At 66.9% G+C, this 20769-nt stretch carries 18 protein-coding genes and 1 pseudogene; 3 read left to right on the top strand and 16 right to left on the bottom strand.

All coding sequences use genetic code 11. The features are described 5' to 3' along the window. Together AC1DTF_RS12295 and AC1DTF_RS12290 are read right to left on the bottom strand one after the other, a co-directional pair. Positions 1-523: TenA family transcriptional regulator (locus tag AC1DTF_RS12295; RefSeq protein WP_477474240.1), on the bottom strand; the 523-nt coding region annotated here is incomplete at its 3' end. 197 nt (positions 524-720) lie between these two features. Beyond that, positions 721-1173, bottom strand: a complete 453-nt coding sequence (locus AC1DTF_RS12290; protein ID WP_477474239.1) for a GlcG/HbpS family heme-binding protein — start codon at positions 1171-1173, stop codon at positions 721-723. Between the two features lie 234 nt (positions 1174-1407). Between AC1DTF_RS12290 and AC1DTF_RS12285 the strand changes: the two genes are divergently transcribed. Continuing rightward, positions 1408-3078 carry a PucR family transcriptional regulator gene (locus AC1DTF_RS12285; protein WP_477474238.1) on the top strand — a complete coding sequence of 557 codons (1671 nt, stop codon included), beginning with the start codon at positions 1408-1410 and terminating at the stop codon, positions 3076-3078. 11 nt (positions 3079-3089) lie between these two features. On the opposite strand, the gene AC1DTF_RS12280 is transcribed toward AC1DTF_RS12285, so the two are convergent. Continuing rightward, a complete protein-coding gene (locus tag AC1DTF_RS12280) occupies positions 3090-4484 on the bottom strand; it encodes an MFS transporter (RefSeq protein ID WP_477474237.1) in 1395 nt (464 codons plus the stop codon). Positions 4485-4854: 370 nt separating this feature from the next. On the opposite strand from AC1DTF_RS12280, the gene AC1DTF_RS12275 reads away from it, so the two are divergent. Both AC1DTF_RS12275 and AC1DTF_RS12270 read left to right on the top strand, forming a co-directional pair. Next, a complete protein-coding gene (locus AC1DTF_RS12275; RefSeq protein WP_477474236.1) occupies positions 4855-6426 on the top strand; it encodes a hypothetical protein in 1572 nt (523 codons plus the stop codon). Next, on the top strand, positions 6426-7124 hold the full coding sequence (locus AC1DTF_RS12270; protein WP_477474235.1) for a YoaK family protein: 699 nt from the start codon (positions 6426-6428) through the stop codon (positions 7122-7124). The genes AC1DTF_RS12275 and AC1DTF_RS12270 overlap by 1 nt, the downstream gene beginning before the upstream one ends. Before the next feature lie 4 nt (positions 7125-7128). Here AC1DTF_RS12270 and AC1DTF_RS12265 read toward each other — a convergent pair whose 3' ends face one another. The 13 genes and pseudogenes from AC1DTF_RS12265 to rpsS form a co-directional block, all read right to left on the bottom strand. Further along, a complete protein-coding gene (locus tag AC1DTF_RS12265; protein WP_477474243.1) occupies positions 7129-7935 on the bottom strand; it encodes a formylglycine-generating enzyme family protein in 807 nt (268 codons plus the stop codon). 41 nt (positions 7936-7976) lie between these two features. After that, the gene (locus AC1DTF_RS12260; protein ID WP_477474234.1) at positions 7977-8696 is read right to left on the bottom strand and encodes a hypothetical protein; all 720 of its coding nucleotides are present in this window, start codon (positions 8694-8696) and stop codon (positions 7977-7979) included. Then, entirely contained in the window at positions 8696-11047 is a 2352-nt protein-coding gene (locus AC1DTF_RS12255; RefSeq protein ID WP_477474233.1) for an arylsulfatase, read from the bottom strand. Before AC1DTF_RS12255 ends, AC1DTF_RS12260 begins: the two co-directional genes overlap by 1 nt. 95 nt (positions 11048-11142) lie before the next feature. Then, on the bottom strand, positions 11143-12828 hold the full coding sequence (locus AC1DTF_RS12250) for an ArnT family glycosyltransferase (protein WP_057167026.1): 1686 nt from the start codon (positions 12826-12828) through the stop codon (positions 11143-11145). Beyond that, positions 12825-14357, bottom strand: coding sequence for a glycosyltransferase (locus AC1DTF_RS12245; protein ID WP_082614104.1), 1533 nt, complete (start codon positions 14355-14357; stop codon positions 12825-12827). Before AC1DTF_RS12245 ends, AC1DTF_RS12250 begins: the two co-directional genes overlap by 4 nt. Further along, positions 14354-16210, bottom strand: coding sequence for a hypothetical protein (locus tag AC1DTF_RS12240; RefSeq protein WP_477474232.1), 1857 nt, complete (start codon positions 16208-16210; stop codon positions 14354-14356). Before AC1DTF_RS12240 ends, AC1DTF_RS12245 begins: the two co-directional genes overlap by 4 nt. A gap of 140 nt (positions 16211-16350) precedes the next feature. After that, positions 16351-17859 carry a hypothetical protein gene (locus AC1DTF_RS12235; protein WP_057167139.1) on the bottom strand — a complete coding sequence of 503 codons (1509 nt, stop codon included), beginning with the start codon at positions 17857-17859 and terminating at the stop codon, positions 16351-16353. A 361-nt stretch (positions 17860-18220) separates the two neighbouring features. Beyond that, entirely contained in the window at positions 18221-18517 is a 297-nt protein-coding gene (gene rpsQ, locus AC1DTF_RS12230; protein ID WP_057167025.1) for a 30S ribosomal protein S17, read from the bottom strand. 2 nt (positions 18518-18519) lie between these two features. Next, a complete protein-coding gene (gene rpmC, locus AC1DTF_RS12225; protein WP_057167024.1) occupies positions 18520-18753 on the bottom strand; it encodes a 50S ribosomal protein L29 in 234 nt (77 codons plus the stop codon). Continuing rightward, positions 18753-19169 (bottom strand): 50S ribosomal protein L16, encoded by a 417-nt coding sequence (rplP, locus tag AC1DTF_RS12220; RefSeq protein ID WP_057167023.1) that lies wholly within the window; start codon positions 19167-19169, stop codon positions 18753-18755. Before rplP ends, rpmC begins: the two co-directional genes overlap by 1 nt. 2 nt (positions 19170-19171) lie before the next feature. Beyond that, positions 19172-20002: a 30S ribosomal protein S3 gene (rpsC, locus tag AC1DTF_RS12215; protein WP_057167022.1), complete on the bottom strand. Its 831-nt coding sequence runs from the start codon at positions 20000-20002 to the stop codon at positions 19172-19174. A gap of 5 nt (positions 20003-20007) precedes the next feature. Then, a pseudogene (gene rplV / locus AC1DTF_RS12210) lies at positions 20008-20478 on the bottom strand (50S ribosomal protein L22); the annotation flags it as partial. Next, on the bottom strand, positions 20478-20759 hold the full coding sequence (gene rpsS / locus AC1DTF_RS12205) for a 30S ribosomal protein S19 (protein ID WP_057167020.1): 282 nt from the start codon (positions 20757-20759) through the stop codon (positions 20478-20480). The gene rpsS and the pseudogene rplV, both read right to left, overlap by 1 nt. Between the last annotated feature and the right edge of the window lie 10 nt (positions 20760-20769).

The following is a 20769-nucleotide window of genomic DNA, read 5'->3' as shown; positions in this document are numbered from 1 at the left end:
ACTCGATCTCGTCCTCGGTGAATTTGTAGACCTCACGCAGGGGGACGATCTGCTTCATGTAGATGCTGGGCACCTGGGATTCCAGGCCCACCACCAGCGCGGCGGTGGCCACCACGAAGTGCTCGCGCTGCGACACCGCGTAGCACCACGACTGCAGGCCGCGGGTGATGGCGTTCATGTTGTTCGGGTCCTCGATGCGTTCCTTGGTGGTGCCRCATGCCTCACCGAACTTGATCAGCAGGTCGGTGTGCCGGATGTCCGCGAGCTCTTCCTCGTACATGTTCTGCAGCGTGAAATCCTTCGCGCCGGTGAACTGGTCCGGGGTGTTGGCGTAGATGTTGGCCAGGTAGTCGGCAAACGGCCCGACGTAGTGGAAGTGATTCTCGGCCCAGCGGGCGAAGTGGTGGCGCTCCAGTTGGCCCTCGGCCCACGCCTTGGAGAACGATGCGTTCTTGGCCTCACGACCCTTGATCGCGTTCTCGAGCTCGGCGCGGAACTCGTCACGGCCCAGTAGTTCAGTCATGGATCAGATCCCTTCGATCGGTTGATTTCGCGAAACCATCAGCAACAGAGACAGTTTCGCGATTGATGGGGGCTGCGAGGCGACGCGCCGTTGCGAAGTCGACTCTGCACCAGCGACGTTAGCCAGCAGACCAAGGTTGCGACATGGACAACATCACCCCTGATGGACGCGGCGACGAGGCATGGTGCACACCGGCCTCAGTGACTCGCGACCGCAGCGGTCAGCGCGTCGAACTCGGCCAGGATCGCCGCGCCGACGGCCTTGTCCTGCGTGCCGTTACCGCCGCTGATCCCGACGCCGCCGATGATCTGGCCGTTGAAGACGAGCGGGAACCCACCGACGAAGACCGCGAACTTGCCCGGCAGCATGTGGCTGATACCGAAGGCCTCGTTGCCCGGCAGTGCCGGGCCGTCCGGGGCCTCGTTGAACAGGTGGGTGGCCCGCTCGTGGCCTGCAGCGGTGAACGCCTTGGCGATGGAGATATCGACGCCGGTCAGCCGGGCACCCGGAAGCCGGTGCAGGGCAAGGACATTACCGCCGTCATCGCAGATGCACAGGGTCTGCTTGACACCGATCTCTTCGGCCTTGGCCCGGCCGGCGGCGAGCAGGGGAAGGGCGTCGTCGAGGGTGATCCGGTAGATCTGGTGCATATCTGCTGACCTCCTGAGAATTGCTGAATTCCTGCGGGGCGGYGATCCCGCCCCGGGCTGTTCGCCTGGTGAATGTCTACCGGGGCAAGCCGCCACCCGCCTTGGTCACAATGTCCGCTTTATCGGCCGCATCATGGTCAAACTGCACATAGGCTGTGGGTAGTCGACAGTGTGATCGTGGTGGTTCGATCCGCCACCGCATCGACGAACACGCCGCACAGAGCAGGTGAGCACATGACAGCAGAGCACCCGCACGGCGACCGGATGACGGTCGCCGGACTGCTCGACGAGTCGCTCATGTCCGGCGCGCGGGTGATCGCCGGCCAGGATCACCTGGGCCGCGAGTTGCATTGGGTCCTGCCCCTTTCCGAGGTGCTGTCCCGCCACGAGCCGCTCGACGGCGTCGCGGTCTACGCACGTCCGGAAGCCCTGCTGGGCACCGCCGGCGCACTGGCCGCGCTCGCCGCCCGCGGCGCCACCACCCTGGTGGTCGACGGCGCGGTCCCCGCCGATTTCCCGACGGCCCTGCCTGCCGGGCTCGTGGTGATCGAGATGGCGTTTCCGGTCGGGTTCACCGCACTGAACCGGCTGCTGGCGGAGCGGGCGCTGAGTCAGGAAGTGCACGTGATGCGGTACGCCACGCACGTGCACGCCTCCCTGGCGGGGCTCTTCCACCGCGGAGCCGGGTTACAGATCTTGATCCGCGAGGTGTCCAACCTGGCCCGCAACCCCGCAGTGGCACTGGATGCCCGCGGCCAGATCGTGGCCCACAACGGCTTGGCCGCCGAAGCCGCGGGAGTCCTCACCGAGGTCATCGTGCCGAGGTTGACCGTCGACCTGCCGGCCGGCGCGCGCCTCCCGGGCCATCACGACACCCGCGTCGAGCATCTCGCTGACCCGCACGGCAATGCGTGGACCGCCATCTCCACGGCCATCCGGCTCGGCAAGGCCTTCGAAGGCTGGGTCCTCGTCCTGGTCCCGAATTCCGAACCGGGTGCCCACGATCTGGCGCGACACATCGTCGTCACCGAACAGGCGACCGCGATCATCGGTTCGGAGATGCTGCGCCAGCACAGCGTCGACGAGGCCGAGGAACGCGCCCGCGGCGACTTCGTCCAGGCTCTGGTCCACGGCCACTTCTCCAGCGAGCACGATATGCGCGCACGAGCCGAGTACCACGATATCGACATCGATTCGCAGTTCGGTGTTTTCGTCGCGCCGGGCGCGATTCCGCACGGTGTGGACAACCCCGCGGCGAGCATGGTCCGGCTGGCCCGGTACGCCGCCAATGTGGCGCCCGATCCCGCGGTCCGCTCCTACGTCACCGTGCTGGGTGACGTCCTGGTGGTGGTGCGCTCACTCTGCGGCGGTGACGACACCGCGCGGCACCGCGAGATGGTCCATTACGCCGAGGCGATGGCGGGCGAACTCGAGAACCGCCGCGGCGCCGCGGTCGCCGTGTCCTACAGCAGGCCCGCCAGTGGCGCCCAGGCCGTCTCGGCCAGCTACCGCGAGGCCCGCATCGCGCTGGGCATCGCACGCAGGCTGGGCCTCACCGGCGCGGTGTCCTACCAGGATCTGCGCAGTTTCACGGTGCTGGCCGAGATCGCCGAGACCGAGCAGAGCAAGGCTCTGGTCAACGACCTGCTGGGACCCCTGCGCGCCACTCCCGACCTGCGCGATTTCCTGACCGGCTACCTGTCCCACGGCGGGAACGTCAACGCCACCGCCCGGGTGCTCAACGTGCACCGCAACACCATGCTGACCAAACTGGACCGGGTGTCGCGCGCGATCGGTCTCGATATCCGGTTGCCCGACAACCAGTTCACCGTGTGGCTGGCGATCCGGCTGGACCTGCTCAGCGAGGTGCACGCCGCTGTCGACCGGGAGGCCAGCTTCCGTTGAGGTGGACGGCGCTACGGTTCGGGCGCCGGGTCGGGCCCGATGAACGAGCCCAGCAGACCGAGCACCGCGACGCCGGACACCATCGCGAACGCGAGCGTGAAGCCGGTGGTGGTGCCGAACCCCAGGGCGATCGCGACCCACGCGGCGCCCATCGCCGAGCCGCCGAAGCGCACCAGGTTGAACAATCCGAGTCCGGTGCCCTGCGCCCCGGCCGGCGAGCGGGTGGCACCGGTGGCCGCCGGTGTCTGCACCAATGCCGTGCCGATGCCGACCAGGACCAGAATCGCCACGAAGCCGGCCAGCCCCCAACGTTTCTCCACCAGATGCGCCCCGACGGCCGCGGCGAGCAGCGCCTGGCCGATGATCAGCAGCGCCAACCCGGTGCGTAGCACCCGCCGGGCCCCGATCCGGTCCAGGTAGCGCCCGACCAGCGGTCCGAGGATCACCATCGAGGCCGGAATCGCCAGCAGCACCACGCCCGCCAGCGACCCGGTCCGGCCGCTGCCGACGAGATAGAGGGGCACCGCGAGCAGCGTGGCCCCGAGGCTGAACATGAACGCGAACGCGCCCAGGGTGCTGCGGACGAACCGGGCCTCCGCCACCAGTCGCACGTCGACGAACGGCTCCGGCACCCGCAGGCAGTGCCGGACGAAGAACACCAGGATCGCCACGGCCACCGTCACGGCGATGACGACAACCGCCGACAGTCCTTGCTGCGGGACGAGCGCCACACCGAGGATGAGCAGCCCCGACCCGACGGTGAGCGCGGTGGCGCCGATGGTGTCGAAGCGCATCGTGGTGCCCGGATGACGGGGAATGTGGAGCAGGGTGCCGATCAGGCCGGCCAGCGCGACCGGGACCAGCGGCACGAACACCCATCGCCACCCCCAGCCGTCGGCGATGAATCCGCCCATGGTGGGTCCGATGGCCTGACCGATGCCGTTCACCGAGGCCCACAGCCCCACCGCCCTGCCCCGCCGCTCGCCGGCGAACAGCCAGGTCAACAGGCCCAGCACGGCGGGGCCCAGCGCGGAGGCGGCCGCACCGCCCAGGCAGCGCCACAGGATCAGCAGCTCCAGCGACGGCGCGGTCGCGGCGCCGATGGCGCACACCGCGGTGGCGATCATCGAGGCGCAGTACATCCGGCGCCTGCCGAACCGGTCCCCGATCCAGCCGACCAGCGGCATCGTCGCGGTAAAGGTCATCAGGAAGCCGACCACCACGAACACGCCGCTTCCCAGGGGTGCACCGAACTCGGCGAGGATGGCGGGCATCGGCACGTTCACCACGTTGTTGCTGACCGTGCCGACCAAGGTTCCGGAGAGCAGCGCGGCGAGCGCCAACGGCGTGCCGGCTCCGTCGGGGACCGCCGGGCCCGCGGGGACGCGGCTGTCTGTGTCAGTCATGGCGGGGACTTCCGTGGCCGATCTGTGTGGTGTGGCTGCGCGAGATGCAGTGGCACCCGCACCGCCACTGTCTCATTCCCGGCGCGGCGAAGGTGCCGCCTGTGCGGGCCAAGGCGCACAGCGATGCCGCCCGGAATCGGGCATTGTGCACAGCCGTGCCGGGTGCGTGCCTCGTGACAAACCGCACCCCAGCGCGGATTTTAACGTTTGCGAAACACCGCGACATCAGGATGACAATGTCGGAACACGTTGCACAGGGCCATACGCACACCGTTGTGCACAGTGTGCGTTGACCCGGTCGGGCAACGGGCCGAGCATTCCCACATCAGACTGCACAGCCCACGAGCAGTTGTGAGTGAAAAGACCGTCGATGGATATACAACTCAGCGCGGCCCACTGGATCTACCTGGCCGGAATCGTCGTCATTCTCATCACGATGGCGCTCCGCAAGAACATCGTGGTGCCTGCGGTCATCGCGACATTGCTTACCGCGTGGGTGTTTTCGGGCAGCATCGTGACCGGTCTGGCGTCGATCTTCAATGCCAGCCTGGTGGCCGCTCACGAGTTGTTCAACATCTTCCTCATCATCGCTTTCGTGACAGCGATGCTCGGCGCCCTGCGTGAGATGGGTGCCGACCGACTGATGGTGACGCCGTTCCGCAGAGTGATGCGGGCGGGCACAAGCAGTTTCGTGGTACTGGCCATCGTCACGTATGTCATCTCGCTGTTCTTCTGGCCCACTCCCGCGGTACCTCTGGTGGGCGCCGTGCTGATTCCGGTGGCGATCCGCGCCGGCCTGAGTCCGCTGTCGGTCGGCATGGTGATCGCCATCGCCGGCCAGGGCATGGCCCTGTCGTCGGACTACATCATCAAGGTCGCCCCGGGAATCTCGGCGACGGCGGCCGGTGTCGACACCGACAGCGTCGCCGACAAGGCGATGGTGCTCTCGCTCATCGTGGGTCTGGTCGCGCTGGCCATCACCTACTTCACCCAGCGCCGGACCTGGCAGAAACCGTCCCCGGATCTGCTGGTGGCCTGGGAGAACAAGGCTGACAAGTTCGGCGTCCCGACCACCGAAGAACCTGGCACGGACGTGTCGGGTGGCGCCGGTGTGAGCCTGCGCGGGGACGCCCCAATCCCCGCCGGCGGCGGTGTCGGTGGTGGCGATGCGAATGCCCCGACCGCCACCATCGTGCTCGACGATGCCGTGCCGGATCCGGTCGATCCGCCGAAAACGTTGGCGGCCAAAGCCTTCGCGGTGACCGTGCCGATGGCCTACCTGGCATTCATCGTCTATCTCCTGCTGGGCAAGTTCACCAGCCTGGTACCGCCGCTGAAAGGTGGTGACGCCGCGGGCATCGTCGGTGGTATCGCCGCGATGCTGCTGTTCGCCGCCTGCCTGACCAACGACAAGCGGACATTCCTGGAGAGCTCGTCGACCCATATCGTCGACGGCCTGGTGTTCGCCTTCAAGGCCATGGGCATCGTGCTGCCGATCGCCGGGTTCTTCTTCATCGGCAACGGCGACTTCTCCGCCCGCATCCTGGGAATGCCCGAGGACGCCACCGGGCCCGCGTTGCTGTTCGATCTGATCAACGCGGCGCTGTCACATGTCGCACCGAATGCCTTCATCGTCGCGTTCACGGTGCTCTTCGTCGGTGTCATCGCCGGCCTGGAGGGTTCCGGGTTCAGCGGTCTCCCCCTGACCGGCTCGCTGGCAGGTGCGCTCGGCAGCGCCGCCGGGATGGATCCGGCGACGCTGGCCGCGATCGGGCAGATGGGCAACATCTGGTCCGGCGGCGGCACGCTGGTCGCCTGGTCATCCCTGGTCGCGGTGGCCGGCTTCGCACGCGTCCCGGTCCTCACCCTGGCGCGCAAGTGCTTCCTGCCGGTGATGGCCGGTCTGGTGCTGTCCACCGTCTTCGCCATCCTCGTTTTCTGATGGCACTGACCGACACCGAACAGAAGCTCGCCCTGGCCGCGACCGTCACACTGACCTTCGTCACCGGAGTCGTCGACGCCGTCGGCTTCCTGGCCCTGGACCGGGTGTTCACCGGGAACATGACCGGCAACATCGTGATCCTCGGCATGGGCGTGGCCGGCGCGGACGATCTGCCGGTGCTGGGCCCGGCGACCGCGCTGGCGGCGTTCACCGCCGCGGCCTTCGTCGCCGGCCTGGTGTTGCGCGCGGGTGCCAAAGGGTGGCAGCACCGGGTCACCGTACTGCTGACGCTCGGCGCACTGACACTGACCGCGCTCACCGTGGTCGCCGCCGTCGTCGGTAACCACTCCGGCCCGGCCATCCAGATCGTGATGGCGGCCGCGACGGCCGCGGTGATGGGTTCGCAGGCCATGGTCGCCCGGGCCGTGGCGGTCGCCGATATGACGACCGTCGTGGTGACCTCCACGCTGGCGTCACTGGCGGGTGAGACCTGGACACGCAGGGGCGGTGGCGTGCTGCTCAACCGGCGATTCGGCGCCATCGCCATGATCTTCGCCGGCGCGGTCGTCGGCGCGCTGTTGTTGCGGTGGCACATCGCCGTCCCGTTCGCGCTGTCGGCGGCACTGACTGCCGCGGTCGCGATGCTCGGTCACCTGCGGTTGTCACCGCGGCGGGCGCACCTGGTGGGCGCGAGCTAGGAGACTAGGCCGCGCAGCGGAACCCGATATGGGTGGTCGCGGTGTCCCGGGACTGCGGCGAGCGCGCCGCGGGCCGGTAGCGGTGGCAGTACTCCGGGGCACACAGATGCGATCCGCCCTTGAGCGCCTGGCTGACGCCGGGATCGTCGGCCGGCAGGCAGCACGGGTTCTGGATGCGCCCGMTGAATTCGGTGGCGGTCCACTCCCATACGTTGCCGATCATGTCGACCAGCCCGTATCCGTTGGCCGGGAACGTGCCGACCGGTGAGGTTCCGGCCCAGCCCAGTGCGCCGTCGTTGCGGTACGGGAAGCCGCCCTGCCAGGTGTTGGCCATCAACTCCCCCGCCGGTGCGACCTCCTCACCCCACGGATAGGTCGACTCCGCGCCCGCACGTGCCGCGTACTCCCACTCGGCCTCCGTGGGCAGCCGGCGGCCCGCCCACTGCGCGTAGGCAAGCGCGTCGGCGTAGGCCACCTGCACCACCGGGTGATCGGGAGCGCCTTCGCTGCCCGGCCCCCACGGGTGACGCCAGCTGGCGCCGGGGGCCCAGTCCCACCACTGCCGCCAGTCCCGCAGGTCCACCGGGCCCGGGGTCTGCCGGAAGACCATCGCGCCGGGCTGCAGGTCGGCCTGCGGGACTCCGGGGTAGAGCTGCGGATCCAACGGACGTTCGGCGACGGTCAGGTACCCGGTGTCCGCGACGAACGCGGCGTACTGGGCGTTGGTGACGGGGTGGCGTTCGATGCCGAACGCGGCGACGTGCGCGGTGCGGATCGGTGCTTCCTCGGGATAGAAACGGGTCGACCCCATCCGGAATGAGCCCGCGGGCAGTTGGACCAGATCGGACAGGCTCAAGGAATCCGCACCTCGAAGTCTTCCGTCAATTGCGTTGAGGCCGGGTCGAATCCGTCGGTTCCGGTGGGCGCCTCGGTATGCACCGAGACCAGGTAGTCACGACTGTTGGTCCACACGTGCACGACGCGGTCGACGAACTCGATCGCGTTCTCGGGGGTGTCCGACACGGCGCCGAGCAGCTTCTGCCCGCTGTAGTCGCACAGTTCGGCGGGCAGCACGCTCAGCGAGCTCACCGCGGCGTCGGCGGTCAGACCCTCCGCGTACTCGGCGAACGCCGCCTGGGGATCGAGGGTCGTCGGCATGATCGTCACGGTTGCCGACATCCCGTCCGGGCCCGACAATTGCGCACCCACGTCGCCCGTCCCGCCCTGCATCGACCAGCCCTCGGGAACCGCGACGGTGATCACCGGCGCCACCGAGTCGGCGACCTTGGCCACCATGCCGACCGGGGGACGCTGCTCGGGTTCGCAGGTGACCGTGCCTGCCGGGATCGCAGAGGTGCTGGTCGGGACGACACCGAAATCAGGATGGTCGAGATCCGTGGTGGGGCCGGTGGTCGGAGTGGCCGTCGCCGTCTCGGTGGGGCCGGTCGTCGTGAGGGCGACATCGTCGGCCACCGGTGTGCCCTCACTCGATGTGGTGCACGCGGCCAGCATCGGCGCGGCCAGGCACAGCGTCGCCGCCGCTGCGGCTGCAGCCCCTCGGATACCAGTCATCAGTCCTTCGCGAATGCCCGCGCCAGTTCACGCTCTCCATCACGGTAGGGCGCGCCCGAGATGTCGACCACCCCTTTGGCGATTGTTCCACCCGTGAACGGGAACGGCGCCCGGTAGGAACTGCACACCGCCTGGCCCGGATTGCTGCCCACCTTGATGCCCGCCCCGGCCAGCCCGAAGCTGCCCGGGTGGGCGCGCACATTGCTGCGGGTCCCGACCACCGTGCCGTCGACGTAGAGCGACACCTCACCGAGCGGGGTGTGGCTGTTCTCGACCGTGCCGGTGCGCTCGTAGCGGACCCCGAGAATGTGGCGACCCGACGGCACCACGTCCTGCGCGGACACCCGCTGCTCGTCCTCACCCATGAAGTTGTAGACGTGATGCAACCGCCCGTCCTGGACGAACAGCACATGCCCACCGTGCCCGGCGCCGTGTTTGTACAGCACTCCTTCGGCACCGGCCGCGTCCACGTCCACCTCGACGAACACCGAGAACGACCGGCCCCGGATCTCGGGGGTTGCGCCACTGCCGACTTCGGCGTTGTCGGGGTAGTAGGTATAGCTGGTGCGCTCCCCGCTCAGGTACGGCCGCCAGCGGCCGAGCGTCTCGAAGATGTTCAGATCGGCCAGCGGCAACCCGTTGTACTTGGCCGCCTCGGCGAACCACAGCGCCTTGAGTTCCTCCAGCTTGTCCGGGTGCTCGGCGGCCAGGTCGTGGCGCTGGCTGCGGTCGGATTCGATGTGGAACAGTTCCCAACGGTCGGTGTCGAAGTGGCCCCACCCGGCCGGGCTGGCCGCGTGCACGGTGTTGGCGAACCAGCCGTCGTGCCAGATGCCCCGGGTGCCGAGCATGGCGTAGTACTGCGTCTCCTTGCCGGACTTCGCCGCCGCATCCTTCAGGGTTGCCGCGAAACTTGTTCCGTCCAGCGGTTTCTGGACGATGCCGCGGACCTCGTCGGGCGGTGTGATGCCGAGCAGGTCATACACCGTCGGGGTGATGTCGCTGACGTTGACGTAGTTGTCCCGGACTTCGCCGTGAGCGTCGATCCCGTTGGGCCAGGAGATGATTGCGCTGTCGGCGATGCCGCCCTCGTGGGAGGCGTAGCGCTTGAACAGCTTGTAGGGCGTGTTGAACGCCATGGCCCACCCGATCGGGTAGTGGTTGAAGGTCTGTGGCGAGCCGAGCACGTCGAAGTACCGCATGCTGTCTTCCACGGTGTCGATGTAGCCGTTGAAGAACTTGCTCTCGTTGACCGAGCCGTTCGGCCCGCCTTCGCCACTGGCGCCGTTGTCGGAGATCACCACGATGACGGTGTTGTCCAACTGCCCCGACTCGTCGAGATAGTCGAGGATGCGGCCGATCTGCGCGTCGGTGTAGGACAGGAACCCGGCGAACACCTCTGCCATCCGGGTGAACAGCTTCTTCTCTTCGTCGTCGAGGGTGTCCCACGGGCGCACCGTGTCCTGGGTCGGCCACGGTTCTCCGCCCGGGCCCGTCACATCCAGGTACGGGTTGATCTGAGACAGCTCGGTGTCGGCCGGCACGATGCCCAGGCGCTTCTGGTTCTCCAGCACGATCTCGCGGTAGCGCTCGTAGCCCATGTCGAAGGTGCCGGCGTACTTGTCGGCCCACTCCTCGAACACGTGGTGGGGCGCGTGCCCGGCGCCCGGGCACAGGTAGGAGAACCACGGCTTGTCCGGTGCGATCACCTTCGAGTCCTTGATGAACTCGATTGTCTTGTCCGCCAGATCCTTCGACAGGTGGTAGCCGTCCTCCGGGGTGGCCGGCGGCGCGACCGGATGGTTGTCGTACACCAGGTCGGGGTACCACTGGTCGGTCTCCCCGCCCAGGAACCCATAGAACCGTTCGAAGCCGCGGCCCAGCGGCCAGTGCCGTTTGGTGGCCGCCAGGCTGGATTCCTCCAGCGGCGTCAGGTGCCACTTCCCGATGCAGTAGGTGTTGTATCCGCGTTCGGCGAGCACCTCGGGCAGCAGTGCGGTGTCGTAGGGAATCCGTCCGTTGCTGTTCGGGAATCCGTCGGTGAACTCTTCGATGGTCGCCATCCCGACGGTGGTGGGATTGCGGCCGGTGAGCAGAGCGGCCCTGGTGGGCGAGCACAGCGCGGTGGTGTGGAACTGCGAGAGCCGAACCCCCTTTTCCGCGATGCGGCTCATCGCCGGCATCTCGACGAGCCCGCCGAAGCAGTCCCAGGTGGCGATACCGATGTCATCCCAGACGAGATAGAGCACATTGGGCGCATCGGACGGCGCCACCGGAGCGGCATACGGTCCCCAGTCCGGCTCCGAATCACGGATGTCGAGCGCGATCTTGCCCTGGAACTCTGCGGTCATCGGACCTCCCGGTTTGACGGACGCCCGGACACTACACCCGCCAGATGGCGTGGACCGGGGATATTGACGCCCGCAACAATGCGCGCCGCTTCGGGCTACCCGGACTCGGCGGGCTGGTTGACCCGATACAGGCGCCAATCCGGTTGACCGTCACCGTCGTTGGGGATCTCGAGTTCCAGGGTGGCCACCTCGGCGCCGGTCTCGTAAAGGGTCGGGTACCGCAGGTTGAGGGCATCGGAGGTGCCGCGACCTACCGGGGGCACCGACAGCAGATACCGGACGCCGTTGTCGCTCGGATCGTTGAGCAACTCGGTGAAATCGGGATCGGACGGAATCACGAAGGTCCTTGGCCGCGGCGATGCGGCGATGATCCCGAAGCCGTACACGGTGTCGGTGATCACGGAACTGTCGGGGAGATTCAGCGTTTCGAGGTACTCGGCGATCCTGCGCTCGGTGCCGAATGTCCGCGCGATGCGCTGTTCGGTGGCCGCCCGTTCGCTCACGTCGTCCGGGTCGGCAGCCAGGACCGCCGCCAGCGCGTACTCCTGCGGGGCGTAGTCGGGCGCAGACATGCCCACCACCGTCACCGGGATCCCGACCGCAAGCGTCGCCGCCACCGCGACATACGTTCCCGCCGAACGCTTCTGTGGGACGTGGTCGGGAACCACCGGGGCGTGCTTACCGGGACGCTTGGACCGGGCCATGACTCCGTCCGGCACGCCGAGCAACGCCAACGTCGCCGCCATCGGGATCGCGATGATGAAAAACCGCAGGAATGGAAACGTGGACCCCTGTGCGTAACTGAACGCCTGGAAACCCAGCACGGCGCCGAACATCCCCAGTGGGACCACGATCGTCTGCCAGTTCGGCCTGCCCCACCGCTGCATGAGGACCCACAGCGCCAGCGGGATCAGGGTCGGTGCGAGCAACATGACGCAGAGGGCCGCGAAGACCACTCCCTCGGTGAAGTTCGGTGCGGTGAGTCCGGATTGGTCCAGGATCGCGGCGTTTCCGTATTGGGAGGTGAACTGCGCGAATGCCTCACCGGTGATGAGCCAGCCCGCGGCCGCCCAGCCCACAAAGGCGATCACCCCCGGTCCGCTCACGATCAACATGTCCATCGCGGCGCGATGAAGTCGCGGGGGCGATTTCGCCCGCAGATAGGTGGTGATGCCCACGATCAGTCCGGCGGCCCCGACGGTGGCCAGCGCGTCATAACGGGTCAGGTAGGCCAGGCCCATCGCCACCCCACCGGCGGTGACCAGGTGGTGCACGTCGTCGTCGACCATCCACATGATCAGCCTGCGTACCGCCCAGGTCATGAAGAAGATGAACGGCGCCTCGCTCATGCCGTTGGAGCCGTAGAAGACGATCATCGGATTGAGCGCGAACAATGCGGTGATCGTCAACGAATATGCGCGCGGCAGACCGCGATCGGCGCCCATGCTGAAGATCTGGACCGCCGCGCCGGCCATGAACAGTCCCGACATCATCGATCCGGAGAAGGCACGCCCGGCGATGTCCGGAAACACCGGGCTGAGCCACACCGCGGGAATCTGCACCATGGCCGCGACCGGCGTGAAGATGAAACCCAGAGCGGCCAGATGCGGGTCCCGGCTGAACAACACCGCCCGCGTGGAGGCCACCCGGGACAGGGTGTCGCCCATGACGAACCCGTTCTGGATCTGCAGCCAGTATCCGACACCGACGTACACCGCCAGGCAGATGAAGAAGATGGTGAACTTCAGCCGGCGGTCCGACCCGCCGAGTGTCGCGGTCATTGCTGACCGGCGGGCTGGTGCACGGTGGTCTCGTCGGGCTTCTCGGCGAGGCCGTGATAGGTCTTCTCCCAGAACGACGGCTGCCGGATCATCTGATAACAGCCCTTGGCGGCGGCGATACTCATCATCAGCCAGAACAACGGCACCGTCAGCGCGGCCACCAAAAGATCGGACCTGTCGTCCTCGCGCAGCGCGATCATGTTCATGTACACGACGGTGAAGTTGCCGAGAATCATGGCGACCAGCGCCGGGAAGTAGATGAGGTCCGGAAAGACCTCCCCGACGACGGCGGGCTGGCCGAGGAACCAGAGCAGGGTGATGAACCAGAACAACAGGTTGAGCACCGCGATGATCGGGGTTCCCGCGAGCACCAGGGTGAAGCGGATGAAGCTGCGCAGGCCAAGGGTGCGATAGAGCTTGAGCGGTCGCCGGATGTGCACCAACCAGGTCTGCAGATAGCCCTTGTACCAACGGGACCGCTGACGGATCCAGTTGATCGGGTCGCTGTTGGCCTCTTCCAGCGTGTAGGAATCGATGACCGCGGTGTGGTATCCGTTTGCGGCGATGCGTAATCCGAGATCGGCGTCCTCGGTGACATTGAACGGGTCCCAGGCGCCGATGCCCTGCAGCATGTCGCGGCGCAGATGATTCGACGTGCCGCCCAACGGGATCGGTGAGGTGCTGACCATCATGCCGGGGAGCAGGAAGCCGAACCAGAGTCCGTACTCCGCGGTGAACCACGCCGTCAGCAGATTCTGGTGCCCGTTGTGGTAGACCAGTTTTGCCTGCACACACGCGACGTCATCAGGTAGGTCCCGGAACGCGGCCACCACCCGGCGCAGTTGCAGGGGCTCCGGAAGATCCTCGGCGTCGAAAATGGTGACGATATCGCCGGTGGCGAAGTACAGGCCGTAGTTACACGCCTTGGGCTTGGTGCGGGGCTCGGCCGGCGGCACCAACAGGATGGTGATGACCTCGGAATCCCCACACGCCTCCGCCGCGTCGATGGTGACCTGGTCGTCGGCCTCCAACAGCAACAACACCTGCAGCTTGTCCTTCGGGTACTCCAACGAATCCATGGCACCGATCAGGTCGGCCACCACTTCGGGCTCGTTGTAGGCGGGCACCAGGATCGTGTAGGACGGCAGGTCTTCGTCTGCGATCGATCTGGCGACATCGTCGGGAATGACGATGGGCCGCGATGCCAGCCCGCGCCGGAAGATGAGCACCCGGTCGCCGAGCGTCAGAAGGTATGCCAGCGTGCAGAATCCGATGAGACCGACAGCGGTCTGCATCGGCCGCCAGACCGCCACCGCGATGACAACGGCCAGCAGGCTGAGCAGCACCGGCTTCTGCCAGCCCAGTAACGGCTTGGACGCGGACTGCCGGGGATCATCGTCGCGCAGCCCGTTGATCGCCCGGTCCAGCACCCATGCCTGCTGCTCGGGCGTGACGGTGTCGGCGTCGAAGATCTGCCGTGTGCTCGCAGTCTGCGGGCCCAGCCGTTTCACGTCATCGGTCGCGGTCATGGCGTGCCCCGGGACCGCCTGCCGCGCAGCACGACGAATGCCGCACCCAGCACCACCAGAGCGAGCGCGCCCACGCCGATGGCGATGTACAACGGCTTTCGGTCCGCTGTGGCGGCGGCGACCTCCTCGGCGGCGGCCGGCGTTGTCAACTGGATGGGTTCGCGTCCCGGCATCGACACCGCGGCGTTGCCGGTGAGCCCCGACCACCGGCCGATATCGGAGTCCAGCCAGGTGAGTAGCCGGTCGAGTTCTGCGGGCGCAGCACTGGAGGTCGCGACGAGCACCGTCCGGCCACCGGAGTACAGGGTCTGCAAGGACCCGAACCCGACAGCCGGATCCAGCGCCAATGTGCTGGAATTGCCGCTGCCGTCCACGTTCTCGACGGTGATGACCCCGTCGGCATCGACCGTCACCGGCAGCGCGATCCTGTCGTCGTTCCAGCCGTCCGGGCTGACCACGATCGCCGGGTTGCTCGAGGCGATGGCATCGTCGCGGGACACGACCGCCGTGTCGAACGGAAGACTGCTCAACCGTTGCAGGCCGGTGACGATGCGCACCGCGCGGCGCAGGTTGTCCAATCCGTCGTCGACACCGATCTCCACGCGCGGCATCAGGGCCTGCGGAAGAGACTGGAATCCTGCCGGGGATGGCGGGCTCGCGAGCGCGGTCTCCACCGCCGACTCGCCGTCGATGGTCAACGTGATCGGCTGGAACTCGCCGCACTGACCGGTGTTACCCGCCGCGTCGACCGCGATGTCCAGGTTGGTGTAGCGCTCCAGCAGCCGTTCCGGCACATCGATCCAGCGGTCGATCCGACCGCTGGGCTCGGTCGCCCATCGGTCCAGCATCTCGCCGCCCACTCCGACGGTCACCTGCCCGGCGAGGCCTTCGGGCAGCGGCGTGTAGGACCCCTGCAGATGGACCCGCACATCCTTCACCGACCTGCCGATCCGAGTCTGGTCGAGCGGGACGGTCACCCGCGGATTGACCAGATCGGTGGCGTTGACGCCGGGCTGACCGAGCTTGCGGATGGTGGTGCGGTCGCTGGGCAGTTGCGGGACGGTCGACAACGGCCCGGCCACTGCAGTGGACTGCACTGCCAGCCGGGAGAGGTCACTGGACAGCAGCCGCGCCTGGTTGCCCAGGTCTGCGGCCGAACCCGTGATCAGAAGGGCAGGTACGGCATTGGGTCCCTGCAGGCTGACGCCAGGCGCCTCACCTTCCCGGATCATGATCTGACGTTCCAGCGGCGCCGGCGGGCGCAACGCGCCGTCGGTCGAGATGACGTCGATCTCGGTCTGTTGCGGGCCATACCGTGCGACCGTGGCCGTCGCGAGCCTCACGGCAGCATCGGATTCGGCCCGGGACGGATTCGAGGGAACGGCCAGGGTCAGCCGTTGTAGCACCGGCGGCAGGAAGTCCGCGACGGTGGCCGGCGCGAGTTCCTGGCCGGAGTAGCGGACTTCGGTCCCCACCAGCCGAAGCGGGTTGGTGGCGTCGAAGACGCAGTACCCCTGCGGCAGATTCAGATAGCTGCGCAACTGCACCGTGACGGCGTTGTCCACGATGCGCGCCCCGGCAAGCGGAATGGTGATCGGCGCCTGTTCCGGCGGCAACGGGACCCGCGAGATGATGCGCTCGTCCTGACTGACCTCCAGCGTGCCACCCAGCGAATTGACCGGCGGTGCCACGGTGGCGACGAGTTCTGCGGGTGTCAGGCCGGGTTGCACCGGGACCGACAAGGTCTGCACGCCTTCGATCCCGTACAGCGAGATGGTGGAGTCGAGTCCGATGGTGCGCAGGCCCAGGGTGGGCGAATTGGCCAGCGACATATCGCCTTCGGGCTCTGCCACGGCGACTCCGGGCAGCGCCGTCCCGCCGGCGACCAACACGGCGGCCGCCAGCGGCAGTATCCGAGTGGTCCACCGCGAAGACCTGTGCGGCCATACGTTCGCCAGAGCTACATCCACTGAAATCGTCTTCCTGTCGTGTTTCATCGGAACTGGGCCGCCACCAGTGCTCTGCTGAACGTCCGCAGCAGGTCCTCGTCCTTGAACACCGGTGTCCGTTCGTCGAGCACTGCATTGCCACGGAACAACAACGTGATGAGCGTTCGGATATTGGAGACCACGCTGGTCGACGGCGTCGGGAAGGGGGCGTCGGGATCATGGTTGTCGACCGCAAAGATCGTCACCCGCTGCGCGAGTTCATCATCGCCCCAAGCGAACTGCACCGAGTTCCAGGTCACCAGCAGGCTGTCGTCGACCACCGACGTCAGGCGGCCCTGGACCCCCATGTCGAGGTCGATCTGGCGTGCCGGGCTGATGCGGGCGCTGGTCAGGCCGTACACGACGCGTGCGGGATAGGTGCCGAGGGAGAACGGCCGCCTGGTGACGATGCTGTCGACCACGATCGTGCGCGGCCGGGACAGCTTGTCCCAGCGCGCATTGCCCGAGTCGGCCAGCATGTACTGGCGGACCAGTACCGCGCCGTCGCCGTAGAGGCGATGCACCTGGGGATACTCACGCTGCTCGGTGACGGTCCAGCCGATCGGCACGTCCAGCGGGCGTCCTTGTACCAACCGGTCCGGGCTGGGCCTGCTGACCGTGGCGGTACTGGTCTGTGTGGGCAGGCTGCATAGCGACAACGCCACCGCGGCCACCACCACGAGCGGTACACCCGCCCAGACCTGTTTGGAAGCAAGTGGTTCCACCTTGCGGTCCAGTAGCCGCTTGGGCGCCCCCCGACGAGCCTGGAGGTACATGACCAGACCGACGACACTGATGGCCGTCACCGCGGGCACCTGTTGGTAGACCACCATCGGCGCATCCGGGATGAACTGCGAGATCGCGGTCAGGACGGCGAATCCGACCGCCCAGGCGCCCAGTGATCCGACAAGTCCGCGCCGGAAGGTGCGGCCCGTTGCCGTGCCGGTGCCGATGGCGGCGATCAGCAGAGCTGCCGAGCCCGCAGCGAACTTTCCGCCGCCGAGCAGGATCACCGCGAAGTAATACGGCAGCGAAAAGGCCAGCAAGAACATCGCCCACACCCAGGCGAAGCGGATCACCGGGCGTAGACCGAAGAGCACCACGCAGCAGCTGGCCACGAACAGCCACGCCGCGAGGAGGTCCAGGCGTAGTAGATGGAAATACAGCGCGTAGCGCTCCAGCAGGGCGGCCATGATCAGCACCGCCATGCCCAAACCCATACCGCCGACGATGATGTCGGTCTGCCGGTCGTGGATGGGTAGCTCGGTACGGTTGCGCCGCGCCACGCCGATGGCGACCAGGGTCGCCACCAATGGCACCGTCCACACGTACCCGCCGACCCCGCCTTCGCGGGTGGTGATCGCCAGGCTCACGAACGATTCGCCGAAGGCGATCGCGGTCAGCACGATGATCAGCAACCAGCGCAGGCCCAGCCGGTACAGCGGGTGGACGCCGTAGTACCGATCGAGGACCGGTGTGCGCGGCGGCTGCTCGTCGGTGGTCGTAGTGGCCATCGAGATCACCCGGACGGTGACGGTGACACGTGCGCCGACGGATGACGATCTCGGCAGCATTCACGAATGAGCCGATCTCGCACCACAATCCCCCGCGCCATGTGCGCGATGGTAGGTCACCGGATGCGCGGGCAAACACCGAATACTTGAACCGGCAAAGAATTGTCATGGCACACACGTTTCAGCAAACGCATATGCAGGCGCGAGATCCCCGAGGTAGCCATAGATGTTCCCCGCAGTTGCAAGCTGGCTAATTATCCGAGCCGACACGCCCGAAACGGCCAATTGATCTTGACACGCACAAACCCCCGGCCCGCGCAAGCGGTACCGGGGGTTTGGGAAGCTGTCCCGAAGGAGTGCTCTACTTCGCCTTCTCGAGGATCTCGACCAGACGCCAGCGCTTGGTCGCCGAGGTCGGACGGGTCTCCATCAGCGAGACGCGGTCGCCGATACCGGCATCGCCGTTCTCGTCGTGCGCCTTGACCTTCGTGGTGGTCCGGATGATCTTGCCATAGAGCGGGTGGCTCTTACGGGACTCCAGCTCGACCACGATCGTCTTCTGCATCTTGTCGCTCACCACGTAGCCGATGGCCGTCTTGCGACGACCGCGCACCTTCTCAGTGGTCGGCGTGTGGTTGGGGCCTTTAGTGTCTGCCATTGTTACGAATCCTCACCAACGGGTCCGGAGGCCAGACCCAGTTCACGTTCACGCAGCACGGTGTACACCCGTGCAATCTCGTGGCGCACCACACGGAGGCGCCGGTTGTTGGTCAGCTGACCGGTGGCCATCTGGAAGCGCAGGTTGAACAGCTCTTCCTTCGATTCGCGCAGGCGAGTGGTGAGCTCTTCTTCGGTGAGCTCACGCAGTTCGCCAGGCGTAACTCCCACTGCCATCAGAACTGCTCCTCTCGTGTCACGATGCGTGCCTTGATCGGCAACTTGTGGATTGCGCGGGTGAGAGCATCGCGGGCGATCTTCTCATCCGGGTAGCTGAGCTCGAACAGCACGCGGCCGGGCTTGACGTTGGCCACCCACCACTCGGGCGAACCCTTACCGGAACCCATGCGGGTCTCGGCGGGCTTCTTGGTCAGCGGGCGGTCCGGGAAGATGTTGATCCACACCTTGCCGCCACGCTTGATGTGCCGGTTGATGGCGATACGAGCGGACTCGATCTGCCGGTTGGTGATGTAGGCGTGCTCCAGTGCCTGGATGCCGTAATCGCCGAAGCTCACCGAGGTGCCGCCACTGGCGGTACCACGCTGCCTCGGGTGGTGCTGCTTGCGGTGCTTCACCCTGCGGGGAATCAACATGACTAGCTCTCCGTGCTCTCGGCGGGCGCCTCGACAGCCGCGTCAGCGGTCGGTGCGGCCGACTCTTCTCCGGTGGCGGCACGGCCGGCCTCGGTGCTCGTCGCGGTGGTACCCGACGCGCCACTGCGGCGCGGACGGGTGCCCGACGGACGGTCACGACGCGGACGGTCGGCGGCCGGCGCGGCGGCGGTCAGCTCACGCTTACCACCGACGATGTCGCCCTTGTAGATCCAGACCTTCACGCCGATACGGCCGAAGGTGGTCTTGGCCTCGTAGAGGCCGTAGTCGATGTCGGCACGCAGCGTGTGCAGCGGGACTCGACCTTCGCGGTAGAACTCCGAGCGGCTCATCTCAGCACCGCCGAGGCGGCCCGAGCACTGCACCCGGATCCCCTTGACGTTGGGCTGGCGCATGGCCGACTGGATGGCCTTGCGCATCGCGCGACGGAACGCCACCCGGTTGGACAGCTGCTCGGCGACGCCCTGGGCGACCAACTGCGCAACAGACTCGGGGTTCTTCACCTCGAGGATGTTGAGCTGAACCTGCTTCTTGGTCAGCTTCTCCAGGTCGGTCCGAATGCGGTCGGCCTCGGTGCCGCGGCGCCCGATGACGATGCCGGGACGCGCGGTGTGGATGTCCACGCGGACCCGGTCACGGGTCCGCTCGATCTCCACATCGGCGATACCGGCCCGCTCCAGGCCGGTGGCCAGCAGACGGCGGATCGCGACGTCTTCCTTCACGTAGTCCGCGTACTGCTTGTCGGCATACCACCGGGACTTCCAGTCGGTGGTGATACCGAGCCGGAAGCCGTGCGGATTGATCTTCTGGCCCACTACTCCGAGCCCTCCTTCGCTTCTGCGGAAGCCTTGGTTTTGGTCGAAGCTGCTTTACTGCCCTGCGCACGACGTGCGCGTGCCGCACTCGCCGAGGCGCCCTGCTGTCCGCTCTTCTTGGGCGGACGGCTCTCGACGATCACGGTGATGTGGCTGGTGCGCTTGCGGATACGGAACGCACGCCCCTGGGCGCGCGGCCGGATGCGCTTGGCGGTCGGGCCACCGTCGGCGTGGATGGTCGCGACCACGAGGGTCGACGGGTCCAGTCCGTTGTTGTTCTGCGCGTTGGCGGCCGCACTGGCGATCACCTTGGCAACCGTGGTGCTGGCGTCCTGCGGTGCCCACCGGAGGATGTCGAGCGCCTCGGCGACCGACTTGCCGCGGACCAGGTCGATGACCCGGCGCGCCTTGGTCGGCGAGAACGGCACGAAGCGGGCAACCGCCGTCGCGGACGGATACTCAATTGCAGTAGTCATTACCGGCGCTTCGCTTTCCGGTCATCCTTGATGTGACCCTTGAACGTGCGGGTGGGGGCGAACTCGCCGAGCTTGTGCCCGACCATCGCCTCGGAGACGAACACCGGCACGTGCTTGCGACCGTCATGGACGGCGAAGGTGTGACCGATGAAGTCAGGAATGATGGTCGAACGACGCGACCAGGTCTTGATGACCTGCTTCGTGTTCTTCTCGTTCTGGACGTCGACCTTCTTCAAGAGGTGGTCGTCGACGAACGGGCCCTTCTTCAGGCTGCGTGGCATCGCTTTACTC

It is taken from the genome of Mycobacterium sp. P4_H6 (assembly GCF_056400845.1).
This window is presented reverse-complemented; position numbering and strand designations above follow the sequence as displayed.